We start from the raw sequence: 20,033 nt of genomic DNA, 5'->3' as shown, positions 1-20,033 counted from the left end.
GTGATCGGCTGGGCGGTAGGGGCCGTCGGGGGCTGGGCGGGGTCGTGGTGGGCCAGTACCGCAGTGGGCACCGGTGGCCGCCCGGTCCGTCCGATGATGGCAGGTCCGGCCCGGGCATCAAGGGCGCTCCCTACGGTCGCGTCGGCTCCGCCGATTCCGCTGTCGCTCCACCCTTGACACCCGTCCCGGACCCGCGAGGGCGAGGTACACCGGGCGGCCCAGAAGCGGGGCAGCGGGACGGGTGGGTAGGGGCGCGCGTTTGAGTGCCGGGTGCGGACTGGTTGTTGGGGCGCACGAGGAGGGTGGGTGGGTCCGACACCGGCTCAGCGACTGCGGGTGATGGGGGGAGAGGGTGCGTGAGTGCTGGTCAGGTATGGGCCCCGGCTGGGCGGCTGCGGGCGGTTGCGGGATGCGAGTCGTGGGGCGCGCCTGCCTGTGTCGGTGTCTGCGGCCCCGGCCGGAGGTCGGCAGGGTGCAGGGGCAGCGGTCTACTGTCGGCCGTCGCCCACCCTCAGCGCGCGACGCTAAGCGAGGGCCAGGCCAGGCGGCAGAGCCGGTGAACCGAACTGGGGGCTGCTCGGCGGCCCCATCCGACCCCTGTCGGAGGCAAGGGGAGACTTTGAGACAGCTAGCTGCACTTTGCCCCCGGTTTTGGTGTCTCAAGTCTCGCCTTTACTCCCCGGCGGGGAGCCCACCGGTGGCCTAGCGGTGGCGGCGCTTCCACCAGCGCTTGCGGGCTCGGCTCCAGAACCAGCCCGCTGGGGGCTCGTCCGAGCGCCAGGGCTGGGGGCCCGGGGGCCCCTCCTTGCGCCAGCGGGCGGTGAGCATGCGGTTGCGGGCTGAGGGTTCGGAGGTCTTGGCGGAACGCACGAAGTCCTCGTCGAGGGTGGTGTCGTCCCAGTCGTCGCGGTCGTTGTCGTCGTCGCGGCCGTCGCGTGGGGTGGGTTCCGGTGCCATGCCAGCCTCCTCGTCCCCACATTGTCCGACGAGCCAGGTCAAAGCGAGGTAAAGGCGGCGTGCCCTGGGCACACGGGCTTGGGACCCCGGTCAGCCGGGCTGGCCGAGCTGGCCGGGCCCCAAGCTGTCGTGGTCGTCGGAGTCGACCACGTTGCAGTTCGGGCGGTGTTCAACCGCCGTTTATGCGCGGGCGGGACCGTAGAGCGCGCGACAGTACCGCCGCGTGCCCTCCTCGCCGCTTACCGTTCAAGGAGATTCGATGCCACTCTCCCGCAGGGACTTCGCCGCGCGCTCCGCCCTCACCGGCGCGGGGGTCGCGCTGGCCGGAACGGCCGGGGTGCTCGCCACCACCGACGGCGCGCTGGCGTCTCAGGACGTCGAAACCGAGGACCGGGACGACGCGGCGAAAGCCCCCGCGGGTCCCGGGTACGGCCCGCTGGTGCCCGACCCGGACGGCGTGCTGGCGCTGCCCGCGGGATTCTCGTACCGGATCATCACCCGTACCGGCGAGACCAGGCTGGAGAGCGGCGAGTTCACCCCGGAGAAGCACGACGGCACCGCCACCTTCGCGGGCCGGGGCGGGGTGACCCTGCTGGTCGTCAACCACGAGCTCAAGGGGGCCAGGTCCCGGTGGGAGCACCCGGTGCCGCTCACCGACGGGCTGGTGTACGACCCGGCCGCGTCCGGTGGCTGCACGGTCGTGGAGGTCCGCAAGTGCGGTGAGGTGGCCCAGTGGGTGGGGATCGCGGGCACCTCCACCAACTGCGCGGGCGGTCGCACCTCCTGGGGCACCTGGCTGACCTGTGAGGAGAACTCCGACCTGGCCGGTGAGAACGGCATGACCAAGGACCACGGATACGTCTTCGAGGTCGACCCGTACGACCGCCGGGCCAACCAGGACCCCAAGCCGCTGAAGTTCTTCGGCCGTTACGACCACGAGGCCGTGGTCGTCGACCCCAAGCGCGGGCACGCCTATCTGACGGAGGACGACAGTGACCCCAACGGCCTGTTCTTCCGCTGGGTACCGCCGCAGGGCTTCCGGCACGGGCGCGGCCGGTTCCGTACGCTCGCCGACGACGCGGGGGTGCTCCAGGCGCCCAGGTGTTTCGACTCCGGTGGCCGTTACGTCGATGACCTGTCGCGCGCCACGCGGATCGGCACCGTGTACGGCGTGGACTGGGTGGACGTCCCCGACCGCGACGCCCGCGAGGTCCCGGTGCGCGAGCAGTTCGGCGAGGGTGAGGTCACTCGCGCCCGCAAGCTGGAGGGCATGTGGTGGGGTGACGGCGGCGCGTACATCGTCGCCTCCTACGCGCGCGACGCCGACAGTCCAGGCGAGCCGCACGACGGCCAGGTCTGGTTCTACGACCCGCGCCGCCGGACGCTCACCCTGAAGGTGCTGCTCGGCGTGAACTCCGACCCGCACCAGGAAGGCGGCTTCGACGGCCCGGACAACATCACCGTCTCCCCGTACGGCGGCCTGATCATCGCCGAGGACGGCGAGGGCCTCCAGCACCTGTTCGGCGCGACCGACAGCGGCCGTACGTATCCGATCGCCCGCAACGAGGTGAACATCGGCACCGAAGACGAGCCGGAGTTCAGCGAGTTCACCGGGGTCGTGTTCTCAGCCGACGGGAAGACGTTGTACGCCAACATCCAGGAACCGGGCATCATGCTGGCCATCACCGGCCCCTGGAAGCGCCAGCCGCGTCGCTGAAAAACCCTTCGCGCCCGAACCCGCCGGTCTCTAGAGTCGTACCTGTCCAGGTGCGCAGGCAGGACCTACTTCCACTGCTAATGGGGAGGCCGCGGGTTCGATTCCCGCCACCGGTACTCGTGCCGGTGTAGCTCAGTGGCTAGAGCACCTACGTCGGTTCCGCCGTCCTTGAACTCTGGACACCACAACTTGATACGCACCTCCCGGTGCGCGGGCAGCGGCTACTTCACTCCAACGAAATCACGCCGCCGCCACCTTGATCTCGGGAGGCTCGGCATCGGTGTGCCCGGTGCGCAGGCAACGGATACTTCGGGATCGGACGGTTGCGGGTTCAAGTCCCGTCATCGACTTCGGGTCGGTGTAGCTCAAGAGGCAGAGCATCTGACATAAGGACCGTCGCCGCCTCCTGAACTCGGGCACTCCACTCCACTTCACTTCGCCATGAGCCTCCCCCCTTTCTCGTCGAATTCGGGGGAATTCACCATGGCACGCTTCAACTCCAAGTCCGCCAAGGCGCAGGGCACTTCGCCCGTGCGCTCGACCGGAGCCCGCATCCGCACACACGAGGGCGGCCGCGGCGCCGCCCGCGACGCGCGCTCCGAGCTTTTTCTGCTCGCGGTCAGCAATCTCGTGTCACAGCAGACCTTCTACGAGTCCGGCGACGACCGGGACAACCGCTTCGCCGCGCTGGTGCGCAAGCTCGCCGTGGCGGACCCGGAGTGGACCGCTGGCCTGCTCGGCTGGCTGCGGGGGGATGGCCAGCTGCGTACGGCGTCGCTGGTGGGCGCCGCCGAGTACGTCAAGGCGCGCCTGGACACGGGCGCCGAGAGCGGGCCGACCAACCGGCAGGTGATCGCCTCCGTGCTGCGGCGCCCGGACGAGCCGGGTGAGCTGCTCGGCTACTGGACCTCGCGGTACGGTCGCAACGTGCCCAAGCCCGTCAAGCGCGGCATAGCCGACGCGGTGCGCCGCCTCTACCACGGCAAGTCGCTGCTCAAGTACGACACGGCGTCAAAGGGTTACCGCTTCGGCGACGTCCTCAACCTGGTGCACGCCGCGCCCGACCCGGACAAGCCGTGGCAGGGCGAGCTGTTCCAGTACGCCCTGGACCGCCGCCACCACCCAGAGAGCGCGGTGCCGCCCGCGTCGAACCGGACCCTGACCGCGCACCGCGAGCTGATGGCGGTACCGGTCGCGGACCGCCGCACGGTGATCACCGCGCCCGACGGGGCCGAGCGCCTCGCCGAGGCCGGGATGACCTGGGAGGCACTCGCAGGCTGGCTCCAGGGGCCGATGGACGCCCAGGCGTGGGAGGCGGTGATCCCGTCTATGGGATCGATGGCATTGGTCCGCAACCTGCGGAACTTCGACGAGGCCGGAGTGTCGGACGAGGTCGCGGCGCGGGTCGCGGCGAAGATCTCGGACCCTCAGGAGGTCGCACGCTCGCGGCAGTTCCCGTTCCGCTACCTGGCCGCGTACCAGCACGCGCCGTCGCTGCGCTGGTCGTACCCCCTGGAGCAGGCGCTCGGCCACTCGTTGGCTCAGGTGCCCGCGCTGCCGGGGCGCACGCTGATCCTGGTGGACCGTTCGGGCTCGATGTTCTTCTCGCGTCTCTCGGACCGTTCGGAGCTGACGCGCGCGGACGCGGCCGCCGTGTTCGGTACGGCGGTGGCGATGCGGGCCGCCAAGGCGGACCTGGTGCAGTTCGGGTCGACCAGTGCGAACGTGAAGTACCGCGCGGGTGAGTCGGTACTCAAGGTGCTGGACCGCTTCAGCGACCTCGGCGGCACCGACACGACCGGGGCGGTACGCGCGCACTACAAGAAGCACGACCGGGTACTGATCGTCACCGACGAGCAGTACGCACCGCACCGCAGCGGCGCCCCGACCGAGCAGATCCCGGCGGACGTGCCGGTCTACACCTGGAACCTCGCCGGGTACCGTGCGGGCCACGGCGCCTCTGGTGGCGCCTCGGGCCAGGCCAACCGCCATGTGTTCGGGGGGCTTTCGGACGCGGCGTTCCGGATGGTGCCGCTCCTGGAGAGCGGCCGGAACGCGGACTGGCCCTGGGTCGCGTAGGCGGTGGTTAGGGGGCCCGTACGGGAGCGGGCCCCCTAACCCGAGACGGCAAGCGCGCCTACGCCCGGAGCGACCGCGCCTTGAACGCCGCCTTGCGGGCCTCCTTGGCCACCTGCTTGTCGGGGTGCAGCCGCCCCATCGCCTCCAGTACATCGGCCGTCGCCGGGTGGTCGACGCGCCAGGCCGTGTCGAAGAAGCCGCCGTGCTGCTCGGCCAGCCCCTCCACCAGGCCCTGCAACTCATCGGAGTTGCCCTCGGCGGCGAGCTGTGCGGCGATGGTGTCGACGGTCAGCCAGTACACCATGTCCTCGGTTGGCGCGGGCACGTCCGCGGCCCCGCGCTCGGTGAGCCAGACGCGGGCCAGGCCGCCCAGCTCCGCGTCGTCCAGGACCTCGCGCAACGCGGGCTCGGCTCGGTCGTCCACCAGCGACAGGGCCTGCTGGCAGTGCAGGCGGCGCAGCGGGGCGCGCTCGTCCTCGCCATGCGCGGCGGCGAGCAACTCCCGGGCCGCGGCGAGGGGTTCACGCTGGGCGAGCCACTGGTGGACCTCGGCGCGGGCCGCGGCCTGCGGGAAGTCGGCGGTGAGGTCGAGGAGGGTATCCGCGCCCTTGTCCGCGAGGTCGCCGACGGCGGGGGCGTCGACCCCGGCCTCCAGCATCCGGGCGCGTACGCCATAGAGGCCGAGCGGGGTGAGCCGCACCAGGCCGTAGCGCGAGATGTCCTCGTCGCCGAGGGACTCAGCGGCCGCGGCGTCCGCCGCCGGGTCCGTACCGACCTCGGCCATCAGCTCCTCGTCGACCGGCCAGAACTCCACGAGCCCGATCGGCTCCAGCATGCGGAACTGGTCGTCCAGGCGCAGCATCGCGTCGGAGACCTGTTCCAGGATGTCGTCCGTGGGCTCGCCCATGTCGTCCGGCACGATCATCGACGCGGCGAGCGCGGGCAGCGGCACCGGTTCGTCGCCGGAGCCGAGGCCGCCAGCGGAGGCGACCTCGCTGACCGCGAGGAGATAGAGGTTGCCGAGTACCCCGTCCAGGAAGTCGGCCTCGGCGCCCGGGTCCCAGTCCAGTTGGTCGAGGTCGAGGTCGCCGCCGCTCTGGATGGCGTCGACGATGCCCTCCAGATCGGGCACGGTGGCGTCGGCGAGTACGGTCTCCAGGGCGCCGATCCAGAGCGCGAGGATGTCCTGCGGGCTGCCCGAGGTGACGGCCGCGAGGTCGTCGCCGGTGCTGACCGTGCCCTCGGCGCCGTCCGACTCGGCGTCGATGACCTCCACCAGGCCGCTGTCGACGGCTACCCGCCAGGCCTCGCTCGCGTACGCGGGCCCGTCCTCGTCGTCCGCGTCGTAGCCGAGGTGTGCCGCCGCGTCCGGCAGTTGCGCGTCGACGAGTTCGCCGCCCGGGCCGACCCGGGTCTCGGGCCCGGCCCAGCGGGCGAGCCGCACGGCGCGGGCGAACAGCGGACTGGCGAGCGCGTCCCGCGCGAGCTCCGCCTCGGACGGCAGCCGCACCGGCGGCAGGGTGGAGCGTTCTGAGGACATGGACTGGTTCTCCTCGGGCGGACTCAGGGGTTCAGAGGTTCAGGGGTTCAGAGGTTCAGGGGTTTCGGCGGGCTCCAGCGTAGACGGATTTCGTCCCCTGCTGCCCGGTTCATGTACCCGTCAGCAGCCGTACATCGATGAACCCTTGACAACTACCTTGACGACAGAAGAGATTGACGCGCGTAGAACCAGCTGTCCTACCACCCGCATCCGGCCACCTCCCAGGTCCCCTCATCCAGCACGGAGTCTTTCGATGCCACCGCGAATAGCGATGCCCTCCTCCCGCACCCCGCTCCGCACGCTCCGCCGCTCCGCGGCCGTCTCCACCGTCGTGGCCACCGCACTGGCCGCCGGTCTGCTCTCCGCCACCACGGCCAACTCCGCCCCGGCCGACGCGGTCCGTATCCATGACATCCAGGGCGACACCCGGATCTCGCCGCTCGCCGGACAGCAGGTCAGCGATGTCTTCGGCATCGTGACCGGCGTCCGTACGTACGGCTCGCGCGGCTTCTGGATCCAGGACACGAAGCCCGACGCCAATCCCGCGACCAGCGAGGGCGTCTTCGTCTACACCGGCTCCGCGCCCACCGTGAAGACGGGTGACGCGGTGCGGGTCTCCGGCCTGGTCGGCGAGTACATCCCCGGCGGGACCAAGTCCGGCAACCAGTCCGTGACCCAGATCTCCAAGCCGACGGTGACGGTCGAGTCGTCGGACAACGCCCTGCCCACCCCCGCGTTCATCCGGCCCTGGTCCGTACCGTACGCGTACGCCCCCGACGGCGACCCGGCCGACGGCGGCAGCATCAACGGCCTGAAGCTCCGCCCCTACCAGTACGCCCTGGACTACTACGAGTCGCTGGAGGGCATGAACGTCGCCATCGGCTCGTCCCGTGTCGTCGGCCCCAGCACCAAGTACGGGGAGGTGTGGGTGACCGTCAAGCCCTGGGAGAACGCCAACCGGCGCGGCGGCACCGTATACGGCTCGTACACCTCGCAGAACGGCGGACGGCTGAAGGTCGAGCAGCTCGCCCCGCTCGCCGAGCAGCCCTTCCCGAAGGCCAACGTCGGGGACAGGCTGACCGGCCGCACCGAAGGCCCGCTGGACTTCGACCAGTTCGGTGGCTACAACCTGGTCGCCCGCACCCTGGGCGAGGTCACCGACAACGGCCTCACCCCGGAGAAGACCCGCAAGCAGCGCCGCAAGGAGCTGGCGGTGGCGACGTACAACGTCGAGAACCTCAGCGCGGCCGACTCACAGGAGAAGTTCGACGCTCTCGCCGGCGCGGTGGTGGAGAACCTCGCGAGCCCCGACATCCTGACCCTGGAGGAGATCCAGGACAACAGCGGCCCGAAGAACGACGGTACGGTCGCCGCGGACGAGACCCTGAAGCGGTTCACGGACGCGATCGAGGCCGCGGGCGGCCCCGCGTACGACTGGCGCTCGATCGACCCCGAGAACAACAAGGACGGCGGCCAGCCGGGCGGCAACATCCGCTCGGTGTTCCTGTTCAACCCGGCGCGGGTCTCGTTCACCGACCGGCCCGGCGGCGACGCCACCACCGCGACCGGCGTGGTCCGCGAGCGGGGCAAGGCCGCGCTGACGCATTCACCCGGTCGTGTCGACCCCACCGACGAGGCCTGGGACAACAGCCGCAAGCCGCTCGCGGGCGAGTTCACCTTCCGTGGCCGGAAGGTCTTCCTGATCGCCAACCACTTCGGTTCCAAGGGCGGGGACCAGGCGCTGCCCGCGCACATCCAGCCGCCGAACCGCAAGTCCGAGGTCAAGCGGCTTGAGCAGGCCAAGGCCGTCAACGGTCTGGTGAAGGACATCCTGACGGTCCAGAAGAAGGCCGATGTCATCGTCCTCGGCGACATCAACGACTTCGAGTTCTCGGAGACGACCAAGGCGCTCACGGACGGCGGGGTGCTCTACCCGGCGGTCAAGTCGCTGCCACGCTCCGAGCGTTACTCGTATGTCTTCCAGGGCAACAGCCAGGTGCTCGACCAGATCCTGACCAGCCCGTCGATTCGCCGGTTCCAGTACGACAGCGTGCACATCAACGCGGAGTTCTCCCAGCAGAACAGCGACCACGACCCGCAGGTGCTGCGCTTCAGGCCGTGACGTCCGCCCGCGCTCAACCTCAGCCTAGACGTCGGCCTCCTCAGTGTCGCCCGGCGTCGCTGAGGCTGAGTGCGGGCAGATACCGCTTGACGCTGCCGCCACCGGTCAGGCCGGGGAAGTTCTGCACCCGGTGCCACTCGGGCGTGGCGGTGCCGATGCCTTCGCCGGGCCCGGCGAGTGCCTCGATATGGGCCTGCTCGCTCTCCCACTCGGCGTAGTTGAGCACCCGGGTGCCGTCCAGGCTGACGTGGAAGTGCCCGGAGATCCCACCGGGGTGCGGCTTCTCGTCGGACTCCAGCGCCTCGAAGACGGCGTCGACCCAGGCCCGCTGCCGTGCCGCGTCGGGCCCGTCGAACTCGACGTCGACGATCACGATCGCGCCGGGGGCCCTGGCCTCACCCGCCTCACCGGCCAGGCCCCCGCTGCGGTACAGCTCGTACTTGTTCAGCGCGACCCGCTGGATACCGGGTACCGCCGCGTCGATCCGCGCGTTCCGCCCGTCCCGGTGGACCTGGACGAAGGTGTCGTACGCCGCCACGTCGCGCCACTGCGAGTAGTGCAGGAGCGTGTCCCCGTCGGTGCCGGTGTAGACGCTGTACGAGAGGAGGTCGCCGGTCGGCCACGGCGCGCCCTCCCATGTCTCGCGGATCGCGTCCACGGCCGCCCGCTGGCGTTCGGGGGTGCCGACCCGCCAGGTGCTGACGAGTACCGCGCCGACGCCGGGGCGGGTGATCCGGGGCAGGGTGTCGATCCGTACGCTCATGCTGAACTCCTCGGTCCGCGCACTCCGTTCGGGGTGCTGTGATCTCCATGCTGAAACCTGAACCGAGGTTGAAGTCAAGGATGTCCGGCACTGGTTTCGTAGACTTGCTTACCTCCACCCTGAAGAAGAATTAAGTGGAGCTATAGCTTCACAGCGCCGAAACTGCGCCTATGACGACACCTCCCCGCGCGCCCTTCGGCCGCGCCCTCTGCGCGATGATCACGCCGTTCACCGACAGCGGCACACTCGACCTCGACGGCGCCCAGCACCTGGCCGCTCACCTGGTCGACGAGGGCTGCGACGGGCTGGTGCTGTCCGGAACCACCGGTGAGTCGCCCACCACCTCGGACGACGAGAAGTCCGCCCTGGTGCGGGCCGTACGGGAGGCGGTGGGCGAGCGGTCCCACGTCGTCGCCGGTGTCGGCAGCGCCGACACGGCGCACACCGCGGAGCTGGCGCTGAAGGCCGAGAAGGCGGGCGCCGACGGGGTGTTGGTGGTCACCCCGTACTACAGCCGCCCGCCGCAGAACGCCATCGAAGCGCACTTCCGGACGGTCGCGGACACCGTGAGCATCCCCGTCATGCTCTACGACATCCCCGGCCGCACCGGCACCCGCATCGAGCCGGACACCATGATCCGCCTCGCCGAACACCCCCGCGTCACCGCGGTCAAGGACTGCGCGTACGACGTACTCGGCACCCACAAGGTGCTGGCCCGCACCGACCTGGCGTACTACGCGGGCAGCGAGGAATTCATCCTGCCGCTGTACGCGGTGGGCGGGGCGGGCTATGTGTCGACCGTCGCCAACGTGGCTCCGGGACCCCTGCGGGCGATCCTCGACGCCTATGACGCGGGTGACACCGCGGGGGCGGCGCGGCGGCAGCGGCGAGCGGCGCGGCTGATCGAGCTGATGATGGCGAACGGCCTGCCCGGCACGGTGACCACAAAGGCCCTGCTGACCGAACTAGGCCTGCCCGCAGGCCCGTCGCGACCGCCCCTACAGCCCGCCGACCGGGAGACGGTCGACGGGCTGCTGGCCGCGTACGAGTCGCTGAACCAGTAGTCGCTGGTCAGCGCTTAGCGAAGATCGGTGTCCAGCGGCTCGGGTAGTCGTCGGACGCCTTGCGGAAGTCGCTGAGCGGGACGACCTTGTCGCTTCCGACGGTGACCAGCAGCAGCTGGTTGCGGAACTCCCCCTTGCCGTCACACTTCTTCGGGTCGCAGCCCCAGGCGATGATCCGCTGGTTGTCGGCCCAGGCCAGCAGCTGCTGGGCGGGCACCTTGGCCAACTGCTTGCCGGTGAGAGGGTCGTTGATCGCGGCAGCGATCTCATCACCCTCCCCCGCGAACTCGCCCGCCGCCCGCTTGCCGTCGGGCGAGAGCCCCGCCTGAGCCCAGCTCAGGTGCGACTCCTCGGGCGGCATGGGCACCTTGGCACCCTTGAGGTCGTAGTACGCCCGGTGCGGCTCCGTGCTGAGGTGCTCGAAGACGAGCGCGCCATCGTGGCTGAAGGCGAAGTCGTCCCGGCCGGTGCCGAACCCCATGCCGTCCTCCTCGGTGGGGGCCTTGGACCAGCGCGCCTCGCCGGTCTGGAGGTCCACGATGGTGAAGCCGGTCCTGCTGGGCACCGCGCCCGGCTCGTCCTTGCCGTTGACACTCATCTTGTGCTCCCAGAACAACCGGTCCGGGTTCTTGTCGTACGTGGTCGCGACGAGCTTCCGCCCGTCGGGCGAGAACGCGACACCGCCGACGCCCCGCTCCACCGGAATCCAGCGGTCCACCTCGCCGCTGTGCAGATCGAGGAGGCCGATGCGCTGGGCGGGCAGCTCGCCCTCCAGTACGGCGGCGGTCCGCATGCCGGGAGCGACGGCGAGGTACGCCCACTCCTTGGTCTTCTCGTACGTGCCGGTCTTCTGGTTGAGCAGCCCGTAGGTACGGGTGAGGACCTCGTCGCGGTCCGGCTGCTTGACCCGCTCCTCGGTGGTGAAAGCGGCCAGCGCCGTGTCCCCCGCCGCGATGAGGTCCTTGGGCGGTGACTGGTCGGGGCGGCCGACGACGTCGTCCGTCTGCCGCTCGCTCGCCAGGCTGGGTGCGGCCGCCGACGAAGATCCCCCGCCCCCCGTATCCAGCATCGGGACACCCACCGCGACCGCGACGGCCGCCACCGTCGCCACCGCGGCACCGGCGACCCGGCGCGCCCTGCGGCGCCTGCGGGCCGCGAGTGCCCGGTCGGCCAGGTCAACGGGCGGACGCGCACCGCCGTCTGAGATCTCTCGCATCGACTCGCGCACCAGTTCCTCGACGTTCATGGTCGTACCTCCACAGGCGAGAAGTCACGGGATGGCGGTTCCTCCGCCACGGCGGAACCGAGCGCGGACAGTTCGGGCGCCAGAGCGCGCAGCCGGGCCAGCGAACGGCTCGCCGTGGAGCGCACTGTGCCGACCGAGCAGCCCAGCAGCCGGGCCACCTCCGCCTCGGGGAGATCCTCGAAGTACCGCAGGACCAGTACGGTGCGCTGCCGCGCGGTGAGCTTGGCGAGCGCGCCGCGCATCACGATCCGCAGCTCGGCGGCGCCCGCCGCCCCGTCCCGGTCCCCCGCCGCCCGGCCCTCGGGCAGGTCGGCGACGGTGAGTTCGCGCCGGGGCCACTTCAGCCGCCAGCGGCTGACCTGCTGCCGGTAGAGGACCTGCCGTACGTACGCCTCGGGTTCGTCGATGCGGCTCCATCGCCCCGCGGCCTTGATCAGCGCGTTCTGCAGCAGGTCTTCGGCCGCGTGCTGGTCGCCTCCGGTGAGCAGCACCGCGGTCTTCAGCAGAGCGGCCGATCTGGCCGCCACGAACTCCCGGAAGCTCTCTTCGCTTGTGGCATCCATCGTCACCTTCGGTTTCCGTTCCGTTCTTCGGGTCCCCCCGGGACTCGCTTGTCCAGGGGGACGCTGTCCTTGATGACGTGGCTGGAGGCCCGCCGCTATGCCTGTGCTGGGCGAGGAAAGCGAGAAAGCCAGAGAAACGGACAGCGGCCCGCACCGGATGTCGTCCGGTGCGGGCCGCTGTCCGTCGCGTGGGTTTCGCTCAGTTGTGGCTGTGCAGGATGTCGTTGAGGCCGCCCCAGACGGCGTTGTTCGGCCGGGCCTCGACGGTGCCGGTCACGGAGTTGCGGCGGAAGAGGATGTTGCTGGCTCCGGACAGCTCGCGGGCCTTGACGATCTGGCCGTCGGGCATGGTCACGCGCGTACCGGCCGTGACGTAGAGACCGGCCTCGACGACGCACTCGTCACCGAGCGCGATGCCGACCCCGGCCTCGGCGCCGATCAGGCAGCGCTCGCCGATGATGATGCGCTCCTTGCCGCCGCCGGAGAGGGTGCCCATGGTGGAGGCGCCGCCGCCGATGTCCGAGCCGTCGCCGATGACGACGCCCGCGGAGATCCGGCCCTCGATCATCGAGGTGCCCAGCGTGCCCGCGTTGAAGTTCACGAAGCCCTCGTGCATGACCGTGGTGCCCGAAGCCAGGTGCGCGCCGAGCCGGACCCGGTCGGCGTCGGCGATGCGTACGCCCTGCGGCGCCACGTAGTCCGTCATCCGCGGGAACTTGTCGACACTGGTCACCTGAAGGTGCAGGCCAGCGGCGCGGGCGGCCAGCCGTACGGTCTCCAGCTGGTCGACGGCGACCGGGCCGAGCGAGGTCCAGGCGTTGTTGGCGAGGAGTCCGAAGACCCCGTCCAGGTTCTGGCCGTGCGGCTGGACGAGACGGTGGCTCAGCAGGTGCAGGCGCAGGTACGCGTCGTGCGCGTCCAGCGGCTTGTCGTCGAGCGAGGCGATGACCGTACGGACGGCGACGATCTCCACGCCCCGGATGGCGTCCGGCCTGATGGCGGCCGCGGCACCCTCGCCGAGCAGTTCGACGGCGCGCTCGGCGCTCAGCCGCTCCGTACCGGACGGGCCGGGCTCGTCGATCAGCTCGGGGGCGGGGAACCAGGTGTCGAGAACGGTGCCGTCGGCGGTGAGGGTGGCGAGCCCGGTGGCGACGGCGCCGGTGGTGCGGAAGGCGGAAGGAGTCGTATCGGTCATGGCAGAAACCTAACCGGGACAGGTCCGCTCAGGCGAACCGGTCTCAGGTGCCGGGCGGGTGCCGGGCGGGTGGGGGACGCACATGATCCGCTGGAGCATCTGGCGGGTGTAGTCCTCGTCGTACGTGCCGCCGGTGAGCAGTACCTGGAGGCAGATCCCGTCGAGGAGGGCGACCAGGGCGCGTGCGGTGACCGGGTCGGTGCGGCGGGCGACGATGTCGGCCACGCCTACGCACCACTCGGCGGCGACCGGCCGCAGTGCGGGTCTGCGCAGCGCCGCGAGGTAGAGCTCGTACTCCAGCTCCACGCCGGTGCGCTCCCCGGAGATCCACTCCCCCGTGAGCTGGGCCAGCTCCGCGGCGATGTCCGCCTGCGGGTCCTCCAGGCCGCCGTGGTTCTGGACGGCCTTGGCGAAGCCTTCGTTGGCCTGCCGCAGTGCGGCGACCATCAGGTCGTCGAGGTTCTTGAAGTGGTACGTCGTCGAGCCAAGAGGCACGTCGGCCTCCGCGGCCACGGACCGATGGCTGAGCCCCGCGATGCCCTTACGCCCGACCACCCGGATCGCCGCGTCGATGAGGCGCTGGCGGCGCTCTGGGTCATAGCGGCGCGCCATCAGTGCGCCCCGCCCAGGTTGAGCAGCACGACGCCGCCCACGACGAGCGCGATCCCCGCGAGCCGCGCGGCGCTCGCCGCCTCCCCGAGGAAGACCATGCCGATGGCGGCGACCGCGGCGGTGCCGACTCCGGCCCAGATCGCGTACGCCGTGCCGACCTGCATCGTCTTCAGGGTCTGCGCGAGCAGGGTGAAGGCGATCAGATATCCGGCGACGGTCCCTATCGAGGGCCAGAGCCGGGTGAAGCCCTCGCTGTACTTCATGGCCGTGGTTCCGGCCACCTCCGCCGCGATGGCCGCGGCCAGCAGTCCGTATCCCATGCGTACAAGCGTACACAACGATGCGTACGACCGTACACATCGAGAGGGAAGATAGGGTGTCGCGACCTCCCGGCTTTCCGGGGCATACGGCCGCACAAGGCAACGGAGTACGAGAGCGATGGCGAACACATCGGGGTGGGGACCTCCCGGACCGCACGGCGGCCCGGACGGGGGCGATCTGAACGGGGGCGGTCCGCACGGGAGTGGTCCGGACATGGGCGGGGGCGGGCCGTACGGGGCCGACGGCCCCTACGGTGGCACTCCCCCCTGGGGTCGGGGCTGGGGTCAGGGCTGGGTGCCCCTGGCGCCGAAACCCGGGGTGATCCCGCTGGCGCCGCTGACCGTCGGCGACATACTCGGCGGCGGATTCAGCACCCTCGGGCACGGCCTCAAGCCGCTGCTGGGCATGGCCGCGGCCATCTTCTTCGGGGCGGCCCTGCTGATCGCCGCCGCGTTCGGGATCGCGGTGCTCGCGGTCCTCGACCACCTCCGCACGCTCTTCGATCTGCCGCCCGGCACCGACCCGGACTCCTCCGACATCTTCCCGCTGTTCGGCGCCTTCGGCGGGGCCTGGCTGGCCTCCATGCTGATCTTCATCGTGTCGGTGGCCCTGATGAACGCCGTCTGCCTGGTCGTCACCCAGGACGCGGTGCTCGGCAAGCGCCCGACCTTCCGCGATGTCTGGCAGCGCGCCGCGGGGCGCATCCCGGCGATGCTCGGCACCCAGTTGCTCATCTGGCTGATGATCCTCACGCCGTTTCTGCTGCTCGCGGCGATCCCCATCGGGCTGGCCTTGTCCCACCGGGACGACGGAGCGTCGGTCGCCGCCGGTATGGCGATCTTCCTCCTCGGCATGCTGGCCCTGTGGCCGCTGATCACCTGGCTGTACGTTCGCTTCAGCCTCGCCCCCGCGGCCGTGGTCTTCGAGCGGCAGCGTCCGGTGGCGGCGCTCCGCCGCTCGGCCACGCTGGTCCGTGGCGTCTGGTGGCGGACCTTCGGCATCCAGCTGCTGGTGATGATCGTCGCCGGGACGATCGGCTACGTGGTCACCATGCCGTTCACGTACGGCGGTATGTTCGGCGCGATGGCCGCCGTCCCCGGCAACTCCAGCCTGAGCCAGGCCACGGGCCCGCTCGTCCTCGGCTCCAGCCTGTACCTGCTCGGCATGGCGGTCAGCCAGTTCATCACCACCGTGCTGCCCCAGCTGTCGATCGGCCTGATGTACGTCGACCGCCGCATCCGCACCGAGAACCTCGCCCCGACGCTGGCCGAGGCGGCCGGAGTGCCGTCACCCCCGCCGCCGTACCCCGGCCAGCCCTATCCCGGCTGACCCCACCCACCCCGGACACGCCTGAGGGCCCCGTGCTGTGTGCACAGGGCCCTCAGGCGTTCGCGTCTAGGTGAGCGAAGAAGCGGCGTCAGACATTGAAGCCGAGTGCGCGCAGCTGCTCGCGGCCGTCGTCGGTGATCTTGTCCGGGCCCCACGGCGGCATCCAGACCCAGTTAATCCGGAGCTCGCTGACGATACCGTCGGTCGCGGACTTCGCCTGGTCCTCGATCACGTCGGTCAGCGGGCAGGCCGCGGACGTCAGCGTCATGTCGATGGTGGCGATGTTGGCGTCGTCGACATGCACCCCGTAGATCAGACCGAGGTTGACCACGTCGATGCCCAGCTCGGGGTCGACGACGTCCAGGAGCGCCTCGCGGACCTCCTCCTCGGAGGCGGGCTTCACGGTCGCACCCTCGGCCGGGGTCGCGGCCGGGGTCGCGGCGGTCTCCGTCGCGGCGTCCGTCTCTGTTGCGGCGTTGTCAGTCATGCGCTCTTCCTCACAGCACTCTCGCGGTCCTCGCCCAGCGCCTGCGCCGTCGCGTCTTTCCACGCCATCCAGCTCAGCAGAGCACACTTCACGCGCGCCGGGTACTTGGAGACACCGGCGAACGCGACCGCGTCCTCCAGCACCTCCTCCATGGCGTCGTCCGGCTCCAGCTTGCCCTTGGACTGCATCAGCTCCAGGAACACCTCCTGGATCCGCCGCGCCTCGGCCAGGTCCTTACCGACCAGCAGGTCGTTCAGGACCGACGCGCTGGCCTGGCTGATCGAGCAGCCCTGGCCCTCGTACGACACGTCCTCGATGCGCGACCCGTCGTACTTCACGCGGAGCGTGATCTCGTCGCCGCACGTCGGATTGACGTGGTGCACCTCGGCGTCGCCCTCCCGCAGGCCACGCCCATGGGGGTGCTTGTAGTGGTCCAGGATCACTTCCTGGTACATCGAATCAAGCTTCACCAGTCAACCCTCAGCCGCTGCCGTATCAACCGAAAAAGTTCCGTACGTGCTCCAGGCCGTCCACCAGGGCATCGACCTCGGCGGGCGTGGAGTACAAATAGAACGACGCTCGCGTGGTCGCAGGAATTCCGTACCGCAGGCAGACCGGCCGCGCGCAGTGGTGGCCGACCCGGACCGCGATGCCCTGCTCGTCCAGGACCTGGCCCACGTCATGCGGGTGGATGTCGCCCAGGACGAAGGAGATCGCGGCGCCCCGGTCCTCGGCCGTGACCGGGCCGATGATCCTGAGGTCGGGGACCTCCCGGAGGCGCTTGACCGCGTACTCGGTGATCGCGTGCTCATGCTGCGCGATCTTGTCCATGCCGATCGCGGTGAGGTAGTCCACGGCCGCGCCCAGCGCGATGGCCTGGGACACCGGAGGCGTACCGGCCTCGAACTTGTGCGGGGCGGGAGCGTAGGTGGAGGAGTTCATCGAGACGGTCTCGATCATCTCGCCACCGCCGAGGAACGGCGGCAGGTCCTCCAGCAGCTCCTGGCGGCCCCAGAGCACGCCGATGCCGGTCGGGCCGCACATCTTGTGGCCGGTGAAGGCCACGAAGTCGGCCTGTAGCGCCTGCACGTCCAGCGGCATGTGCGGAGCGGCCTGCGAGGCGTCGATCAGGACCAGCGCGCCGACCTCCTGGGCGCGGCGGACGATCGCCTCGACCGGGTTGAGGGTGCCCAGGATGTTGGAGACCAGGACGAAGGAGACGATCTTCGTCTTCTCCGTGATGACCTCGTTGATGTTGGACAGGTCGAGGCGGCCGTCGTCGGTGAGACCGAACCACTTCAGCTTCGCGCCGGTGCGCTGCGACAGCAGCTGCCACGGAACGATGTTGGAGTGGTGCTCCATCTCCGTGATGACGATCTCGGTCTCGTGGTCCACGCGGTAGGGCTCGTCGGCCCAGCCGAGCATGTTGGCCACGAGGTTCAGCGATTCCGAGGCGTTCTTGGTGAAGATCACCTCGTCCCGGCTGGGCGCGTTGATGAACTCCGCGACCTTGTCCCGGGCGCCTTCGTACAGCTCCGTGGCCTCCTCGGCGAGGACGTGCACGCCGCGGTGGACGTTGGCGTTGTGCTGCTCGTAGTACTCGGTGATCACGTCGAGGACCTGGCGCGGCGTCTGCGAGGTCGCCGCGTTGTCCAGGTAGACGAGCTTCTTACCGTCGTGGAGCACCCGGTCCAGGATCGGGAAGTCCTTGCGGATCGCCTCGGTGTCGAGGAGGCCCGGCAGCTGTGTCACGCGGATGCGCCACCCTTCGTGTAGGCCTCGTAGCCCTCGGCCTCCAGCTTGTCGGCGAGCTCGGCACCGCCGGACTCGGCGATGCGGCCGTTCGCGAAGACGTGCACGAAGTCAGGCTTGATGTAGCGCAGGATGCGCGTGTAGTGCGTGATCAGCAGGGTGCCGACCTCGCCGCTCGCGTGGACGCGGTTGACGCCCTCGGAGACCTGGCGCAGGGCGTCGACGTCCAGGCCGGAGTCGGTCTCGTCGAGGATCGCGATCTTCGGCTTGAGGAGCTCCAGCTGGAGGATCTCGTGGCGCTTCTTCTCACCACCGGAGAAGCCCTCGTTGACGTTGCGCTCCGCGAAGGCCGGGTCCATCTGGAGGTCCTCCATCGCGGTCTTGACCTCCTTCACCCAGGTACGCAGCTTGGGGGCCTCGCCGCGCATGGCGGTGGCGGAGGTGCGCAGGAAGTTGGAGACCGAGACGCCGGGGACCTCGACCGGGTACTGCATGGCCAGGAACATGCCGGCGCGCGCACGCTCGTCGACGGACATCTCCAGCACGTCCTCACCGTCGAGGGTGACCGTGCCGCGGGTGATCGTGTACTTCGGGTGGCCCGCGATGGAGTACGCGAGGGTCGACTTGCCGGAGCCGTTGGGGCCCATGATGGCGTGGGTCTCGCCCTGCTTCACAGTCAGGTCGACGCCCTTGAGGATCTCCTTCGTGGCGTTGTCGGCCTCGACGGTGACGTGCAGGTCTCGGATTTCAAGCGTTGCCATGGGTGCCTCAGGACTCCTGGGAGAGGGAGACGAGCACGTCGTCCCCTTCGATCTTTACGGGGTATACGGGGACGGGGCGCGTCGCGGGAAGACCGGACGGCTTGCCGGTACGGAGGTCGAAGGCGGAGCCGTGCAGCCAGCACTCGATCTGGCAGTCCTCCACCTCGCCCTCGGAGAGCGAGACGTTCGCGTGCGAGCAGATGTCGTAGATCGCGAACACCTCACCCTCGGTGCGGACGACCGAGACCGGCGTGCCGTCGAGTTCCACCCGCTTGGGGGTGTCCGTCTCCAGCTCGCTGAGGCCACAGGCGCGCAGATACGTCATCAGACCGACGCCTCCAGCTCGGCCTCGATCTTGGCCATGAGGCGCTCCTCGATGTCCGGGACACCGATCTGCTGGATCAGCTCGGCGAAGAAGCCGCGCACCACGAGGCGGCGGGCCTCGATCTGCGGGATGCCGCGGGACATCAGGTAGAAGAGCTGCTCGTCGTCGAAGCGGCCGGTGGCCGAGGCGTGGCCGGCTCCGACGATCTCGCCGGTCTCGATCTCCAGGTTCGGCACCGAGTCGACCCGCGCACCGTCCGTGAGGACGAGGTTGCGGTTCATCTCGTAGGTGTCGGTGCCCTCGGCGGCGGCCTCGATGAGGACGTCACCGATCCAGACCGCGTGCGCGTTGTCGCCCTGGAGCGCGCCCTTGTAGGCGACGTTGGACTTGCAGTGCGGGACGCCGTGGTCGACCAGGAGGCGGTGCTCCTGGTGCTGGCCCGCGTCGGTGAAGTACAGGCCGAAGAGCTCGGCCTCGCCGCCGGGGCCCGCGTAGTTGACCCGCGGGTGCAGGCGTACGACGTCGCCGCCGAAGGTCACCACGACCGACTTGAAGGAGGCGTCGCGGCCTACGAGGGCGTTGTGCTGCGAGACGTGGACGGCGGTGTCGTCCCAGTCCTGCACGGAGACCACGGTGAGCTTGGCGCCGTCACCGACCAGGAAGTCGACGTTGGCGGCGCGTACGCCGTCACCGGTGTGGTCGATGATGATGACAGCCTCGGCGAAGGCGCCGACGTCGAAGACGGTGTGCCCGAAGGTGGTGCCGCCCTCGCCGTGCAGGGTGACCCGCACGGGCTCGGTGAGCACCTGCTCCTTGGGGACCGAGACGACCGTGGCCTTCTCGAAGGACGAGAACGCCTGGGCGGCGATCCGGTCGACCGGCGTACCGGCCTTGCCGACGCGCGCGTCGTCCCGGGTCACTGCCTCGACGGTGACGCCGTCAGGCGCGTCGATCTCGGCCTTGAGGGTGCCGTCGGCCTTCGCGGTGCCGTCGTGCAGACCCCTGAGGCGCTCCAGCGGCGTGAACCGCCACTCCTCCTCGCGGCCGTGCGGGACGGGGAAGTCCGCGACGTCGAAGGACGGGGGCGCACTCATACGGGTGGCGACGGTGGACTCGGCGGCCACCGCGATCGAGCCAGCGGTGGTGGACCCCACCGGGATGTTCTGAGCCTCAGCCATGGCTGTCGTAGTGCTCGCTTTC

19 protein-coding genes are annotated in these 20,033 nt (G+C 70.1%); 5 read left to right on the top strand and 14 right to left on the bottom strand.

Annotated features, from left to right (window positions below; translation table 11 throughout):
* Positions 1 to 702 precede the first annotated feature (702 nt).
* A complete protein-coding gene (locus tag GCN81_RS11110; protein ID WP_156724233.1) occupies positions 703 to 957 on the bottom strand; it encodes an SGM_3592 family protein in 255 nt (84 codons plus the stop codon).
* A 259-nt stretch (positions 958 to 1,216) separates the two neighbouring features.
* On the opposite strand from GCN81_RS11110, the gene GCN81_RS11105 reads away from it, so the two are divergent.
* Both GCN81_RS11105 and GCN81_RS11100 read left to right on the top strand, forming a co-directional pair.
* A complete protein-coding gene (locus GCN81_RS11105) occupies positions 1,217 to 2,674 on the top strand; it encodes an alkaline phosphatase PhoX (protein WP_156724231.1) in 1,458 nt (485 codons plus the stop codon).
* Positions 2,675 to 3,157: 483 nt separating this feature from the next.
* Positions 3,158 to 4,753: a TROVE domain-containing protein gene (locus tag GCN81_RS11100; protein WP_156724229.1), complete on the top strand. Its 1,596-nt coding sequence runs from the start codon at positions 3,158 to 3,160 to the stop codon at positions 4,751 to 4,753.
* A 58-nt stretch (positions 4,754 to 4,811) separates the two neighbouring features.
* Here GCN81_RS11100 and GCN81_RS11095 read toward each other — a convergent pair whose 3' ends face one another.
* Positions 4,812 to 6,293 carry a hypothetical protein gene (locus tag GCN81_RS11095; RefSeq protein WP_156724227.1) on the bottom strand — a complete coding sequence of 494 codons (1,482 nt, stop codon included), beginning with the start codon at positions 6,291 to 6,293 and terminating at the stop codon, positions 4,812 to 4,814.
* Positions 6,294 to 6,546: 253 nt separating this feature from the next.
* Here GCN81_RS11095 and GCN81_RS11090 point away from each other — a divergent pair, with 253 nt between their 5' ends.
* A complete protein-coding gene (locus GCN81_RS11090) occupies positions 6,547 to 8,415 on the top strand; it encodes an endonuclease/exonuclease/phosphatase family protein (protein WP_231626623.1) in 1,869 nt (622 codons plus the stop codon).
* Positions 8,416 to 8,455: 40 nt separating this feature from the next.
* Here GCN81_RS11090 and GCN81_RS11085 read toward each other — a convergent pair whose 3' ends face one another.
* Positions 8,456 to 9,178, bottom strand: a complete 723-nt coding sequence (locus GCN81_RS11085) for an antibiotic biosynthesis monooxygenase family protein (protein WP_156724225.1) — start codon at positions 9,176 to 9,178, stop codon at positions 8,456 to 8,458.
* A 170-nt stretch (positions 9,179 to 9,348) separates the two neighbouring features.
* Here GCN81_RS11085 and dapA point away from each other — a divergent pair, with 170 nt between their 5' ends.
* A complete protein-coding gene (gene dapA, locus GCN81_RS11080) occupies positions 9,349 to 10,242 on the top strand; it encodes a 4-hydroxy-tetrahydrodipicolinate synthase (RefSeq protein WP_156724224.1) in 894 nt (297 codons plus the stop codon).
* Between the two features lie 7 nt (positions 10,243 to 10,249).
* Here dapA and GCN81_RS11075 read toward each other — a convergent pair whose 3' ends face one another.
* From GCN81_RS11075 to GCN81_RS11055, 5 genes are all read right to left on the bottom strand, one after another.
* The gene (locus GCN81_RS11075) at positions 10,250 to 11,488 is read right to left on the bottom strand and encodes a YncE family protein (protein WP_156724222.1); all 1,239 of its coding nucleotides are present in this window, start codon (positions 11,486 to 11,488) and stop codon (positions 10,250 to 10,252) included.
* Positions 11,485 to 12,051, bottom strand: coding sequence for a SigE family RNA polymerase sigma factor (locus GCN81_RS11070; protein ID WP_156724220.1), 567 nt, complete (start codon positions 12,049 to 12,051; stop codon positions 11,485 to 11,487). Before GCN81_RS11070 ends, GCN81_RS11075 begins: the two co-directional genes overlap by 4 nt.
* Before the next feature lie 199 nt (positions 12,052 to 12,250).
* A complete protein-coding gene (gene dapD, locus GCN81_RS11065) occupies positions 12,251 to 13,246 on the bottom strand; it encodes a 2,3,4,5-tetrahydropyridine-2,6-dicarboxylate N-succinyltransferase (RefSeq protein WP_156724218.1) in 996 nt (331 codons plus the stop codon).
* A 9-nt stretch (positions 13,247 to 13,255) separates the two neighbouring features.
* Complete coding sequence (locus tag GCN81_RS11060; RefSeq protein ID WP_156724217.1) at positions 13,256 to 13,858, bottom strand: TetR/AcrR family transcriptional regulator; 603 nt, start codon at positions 13,856 to 13,858, stop codon at positions 13,256 to 13,258.
* Positions 13,858 to 14,178 carry a DMT family transporter gene (locus GCN81_RS11055; protein ID WP_156724215.1) on the bottom strand — a complete coding sequence of 107 codons (321 nt, stop codon included), beginning with the start codon at positions 14,176 to 14,178 and terminating at the stop codon, positions 13,858 to 13,860. Before GCN81_RS11055 ends, GCN81_RS11060 begins: the two co-directional genes overlap by 1 nt.
* 295 nt (positions 14,179 to 14,473) lie before the next feature.
* Here GCN81_RS11055 and GCN81_RS11050 point away from each other — a divergent pair, with 295 nt between their 5' ends.
* A complete protein-coding gene (locus tag GCN81_RS11050; protein WP_156724213.1) occupies positions 14,474 to 15,508 on the top strand; it encodes a DUF7847 domain-containing protein in 1,035 nt (344 codons plus the stop codon).
* A gap of 88 nt (positions 15,509 to 15,596) precedes the next feature.
* Here the strand turns inward: GCN81_RS11050 and GCN81_RS11045 are convergent, their stop codons facing one another.
* The 6 genes from GCN81_RS11045 to sufD are packed head-to-tail and all read right to left on the bottom strand — an operon-like array spanning position 15,597 to position 20,011.
* Entirely contained in the window at positions 15,597 to 15,995 is a 399-nt protein-coding gene (locus tag GCN81_RS11045) for a metal-sulfur cluster assembly factor (RefSeq protein WP_325065102.1), read from the bottom strand.
* Positions 15,992 to 16,465: a Fe-S cluster assembly sulfur transfer protein SufU gene (sufU, locus tag GCN81_RS11040; protein WP_156724211.1), complete on the bottom strand. Its 474-nt coding sequence runs from the start codon at positions 16,463 to 16,465 to the stop codon at positions 15,992 to 15,994. Before sufU ends, GCN81_RS11045 begins: the two co-directional genes overlap by 4 nt.
* Positions 16,466 to 16,490: 25 nt before the next feature.
* Complete coding sequence (locus GCN81_RS11035) at positions 16,491 to 17,747, bottom strand: cysteine desulfurase (RefSeq protein ID WP_156724209.1); 1,257 nt, start codon at positions 17,745 to 17,747, stop codon at positions 16,491 to 16,493.
* On the bottom strand, positions 17,744 to 18,508 hold the full coding sequence (sufC, locus tag GCN81_RS11030; protein WP_156724207.1) for a Fe-S cluster assembly ATPase SufC: 765 nt from the start codon (positions 18,506 to 18,508) through the stop codon (positions 17,744 to 17,746). Before sufC ends, GCN81_RS11035 begins: the two co-directional genes overlap by 4 nt.
* A 7-nt stretch (positions 18,509 to 18,515) precedes the next feature.
* Positions 18,516 to 18,833 (bottom strand): non-heme iron oxygenase ferredoxin subunit, encoded by a 318-nt coding sequence (locus GCN81_RS11025; protein WP_156724205.1) that lies wholly within the window; start codon positions 18,831 to 18,833, stop codon positions 18,516 to 18,518.
* Complete coding sequence (gene sufD, locus GCN81_RS11020; protein ID WP_156724203.1) at positions 18,833 to 20,011, bottom strand: Fe-S cluster assembly protein SufD; 1,179 nt, start codon at positions 20,009 to 20,011, stop codon at positions 18,833 to 18,835. The genes GCN81_RS11025 and sufD overlap by 1 nt, the downstream gene beginning before the upstream one ends.
* Positions 20,012 to 20,033: the final 22 nt, after the last annotated feature.

This window comes from Streptomyces apocyni, from assembly GCF_009739465.1.
Classification (GTDB): domain Bacteria; phylum Actinomycetota; class Actinomycetes; order Streptomycetales; family Streptomycetaceae; genus Streptomyces; species Streptomyces apocyni.
The sequence above is the reverse complement of the archived record's forward strand: the minus strand, read 5'-3'. Positions and strand labels throughout refer to the sequence as shown.

Coding starts and splice junctions, on each gene's coding strand:
- GCN81_RS11110 (WP_156724233.1), bottom strand. CDS start 957: ATGGCACCGGAACCCACCCCACGCGACGGCCGCGACGACGACAACGAC.
- GCN81_RS11105 (WP_156724231.1), top strand. CDS start 1,217: ATGCCACTCTCCCGCAGGGACTTCGCCGCGCGCTCCGCCCTCACCGGC.
- GCN81_RS11100 (WP_156724229.1), top strand. CDS start 3,158: ATGGCACGCTTCAACTCCAAGTCCGCCAAGGCGCAGGGCACTTCGCCC.
- GCN81_RS11095 (WP_156724227.1), bottom strand. CDS start 6,293: ATGTCCTCAGAACGCTCCACCCTGCCGCCGGTGCGGCTGCCGTCCGAG.
- GCN81_RS11090 (WP_231626623.1), top strand. CDS start 6,547: ATGCCACCGCGAATAGCGATGCCCTCCTCCCGCACCCCGCTCCGCACG.
- GCN81_RS11085 (WP_156724225.1), bottom strand. CDS start 9,178: ATGAGCGTACGGATCGACACCCTGCCCCGGATCACCCGCCCCGGCGTC.
- dapA (WP_156724224.1), top strand. CDS start 9,349: ATGACGACACCTCCCCGCGCGCCCTTCGGCCGCGCCCTCTGCGCGATG.
- GCN81_RS11075 (WP_156724222.1), bottom strand. CDS start 11,488: ATGAACGTCGAGGAACTGGTGCGCGAGTCGATGCGAGAGATCTCAGAC.
- GCN81_RS11070 (WP_156724220.1), bottom strand. CDS start 12,051: ATGGATGCCACAAGCGAAGAGAGCTTCCGGGAGTTCGTGGCGGCCAGA.
- dapD (WP_156724218.1), bottom strand. CDS start 13,246: ATGACCGATACGACTCCTTCCGCCTTCCGCACCACCGGCGCCGTCGCC.
- GCN81_RS11060 (WP_156724217.1), bottom strand. CDS start 13,858: ATGGCGCGCCGCTATGACCCAGAGCGCCGCCAGCGCCTCATCGACGCG.
- GCN81_RS11055 (WP_156724215.1), bottom strand. CDS start 14,178: ATGGGATACGGACTGCTGGCCGCGGCCATCGCGGCGGAGGTGGCCGGA.
- GCN81_RS11045 (WP_325065102.1), bottom strand. CDS start 15,995: ATGACTGACAACGCCGCAACAGAGACGGACGCCGCGACGGAGACCGCC.
- sufC (WP_156724207.1), bottom strand. CDS start 18,508: ATGGCAACGCTTGAAATCCGAGACCTGCACGTCACCGTCGAGGCCGAC.
- GCN81_RS11025 (WP_156724205.1), bottom strand. CDS start 18,833: ATGACGTATCTGCGCGCCTGTGGCCTCAGCGAGCTGGAGACGGACACC.
- sufD (WP_156724203.1), bottom strand. CDS start 20,011: ATGGCTGAGGCTCAGAACATCCCGGTGGGGTCCACCACCGCTGGCTCG.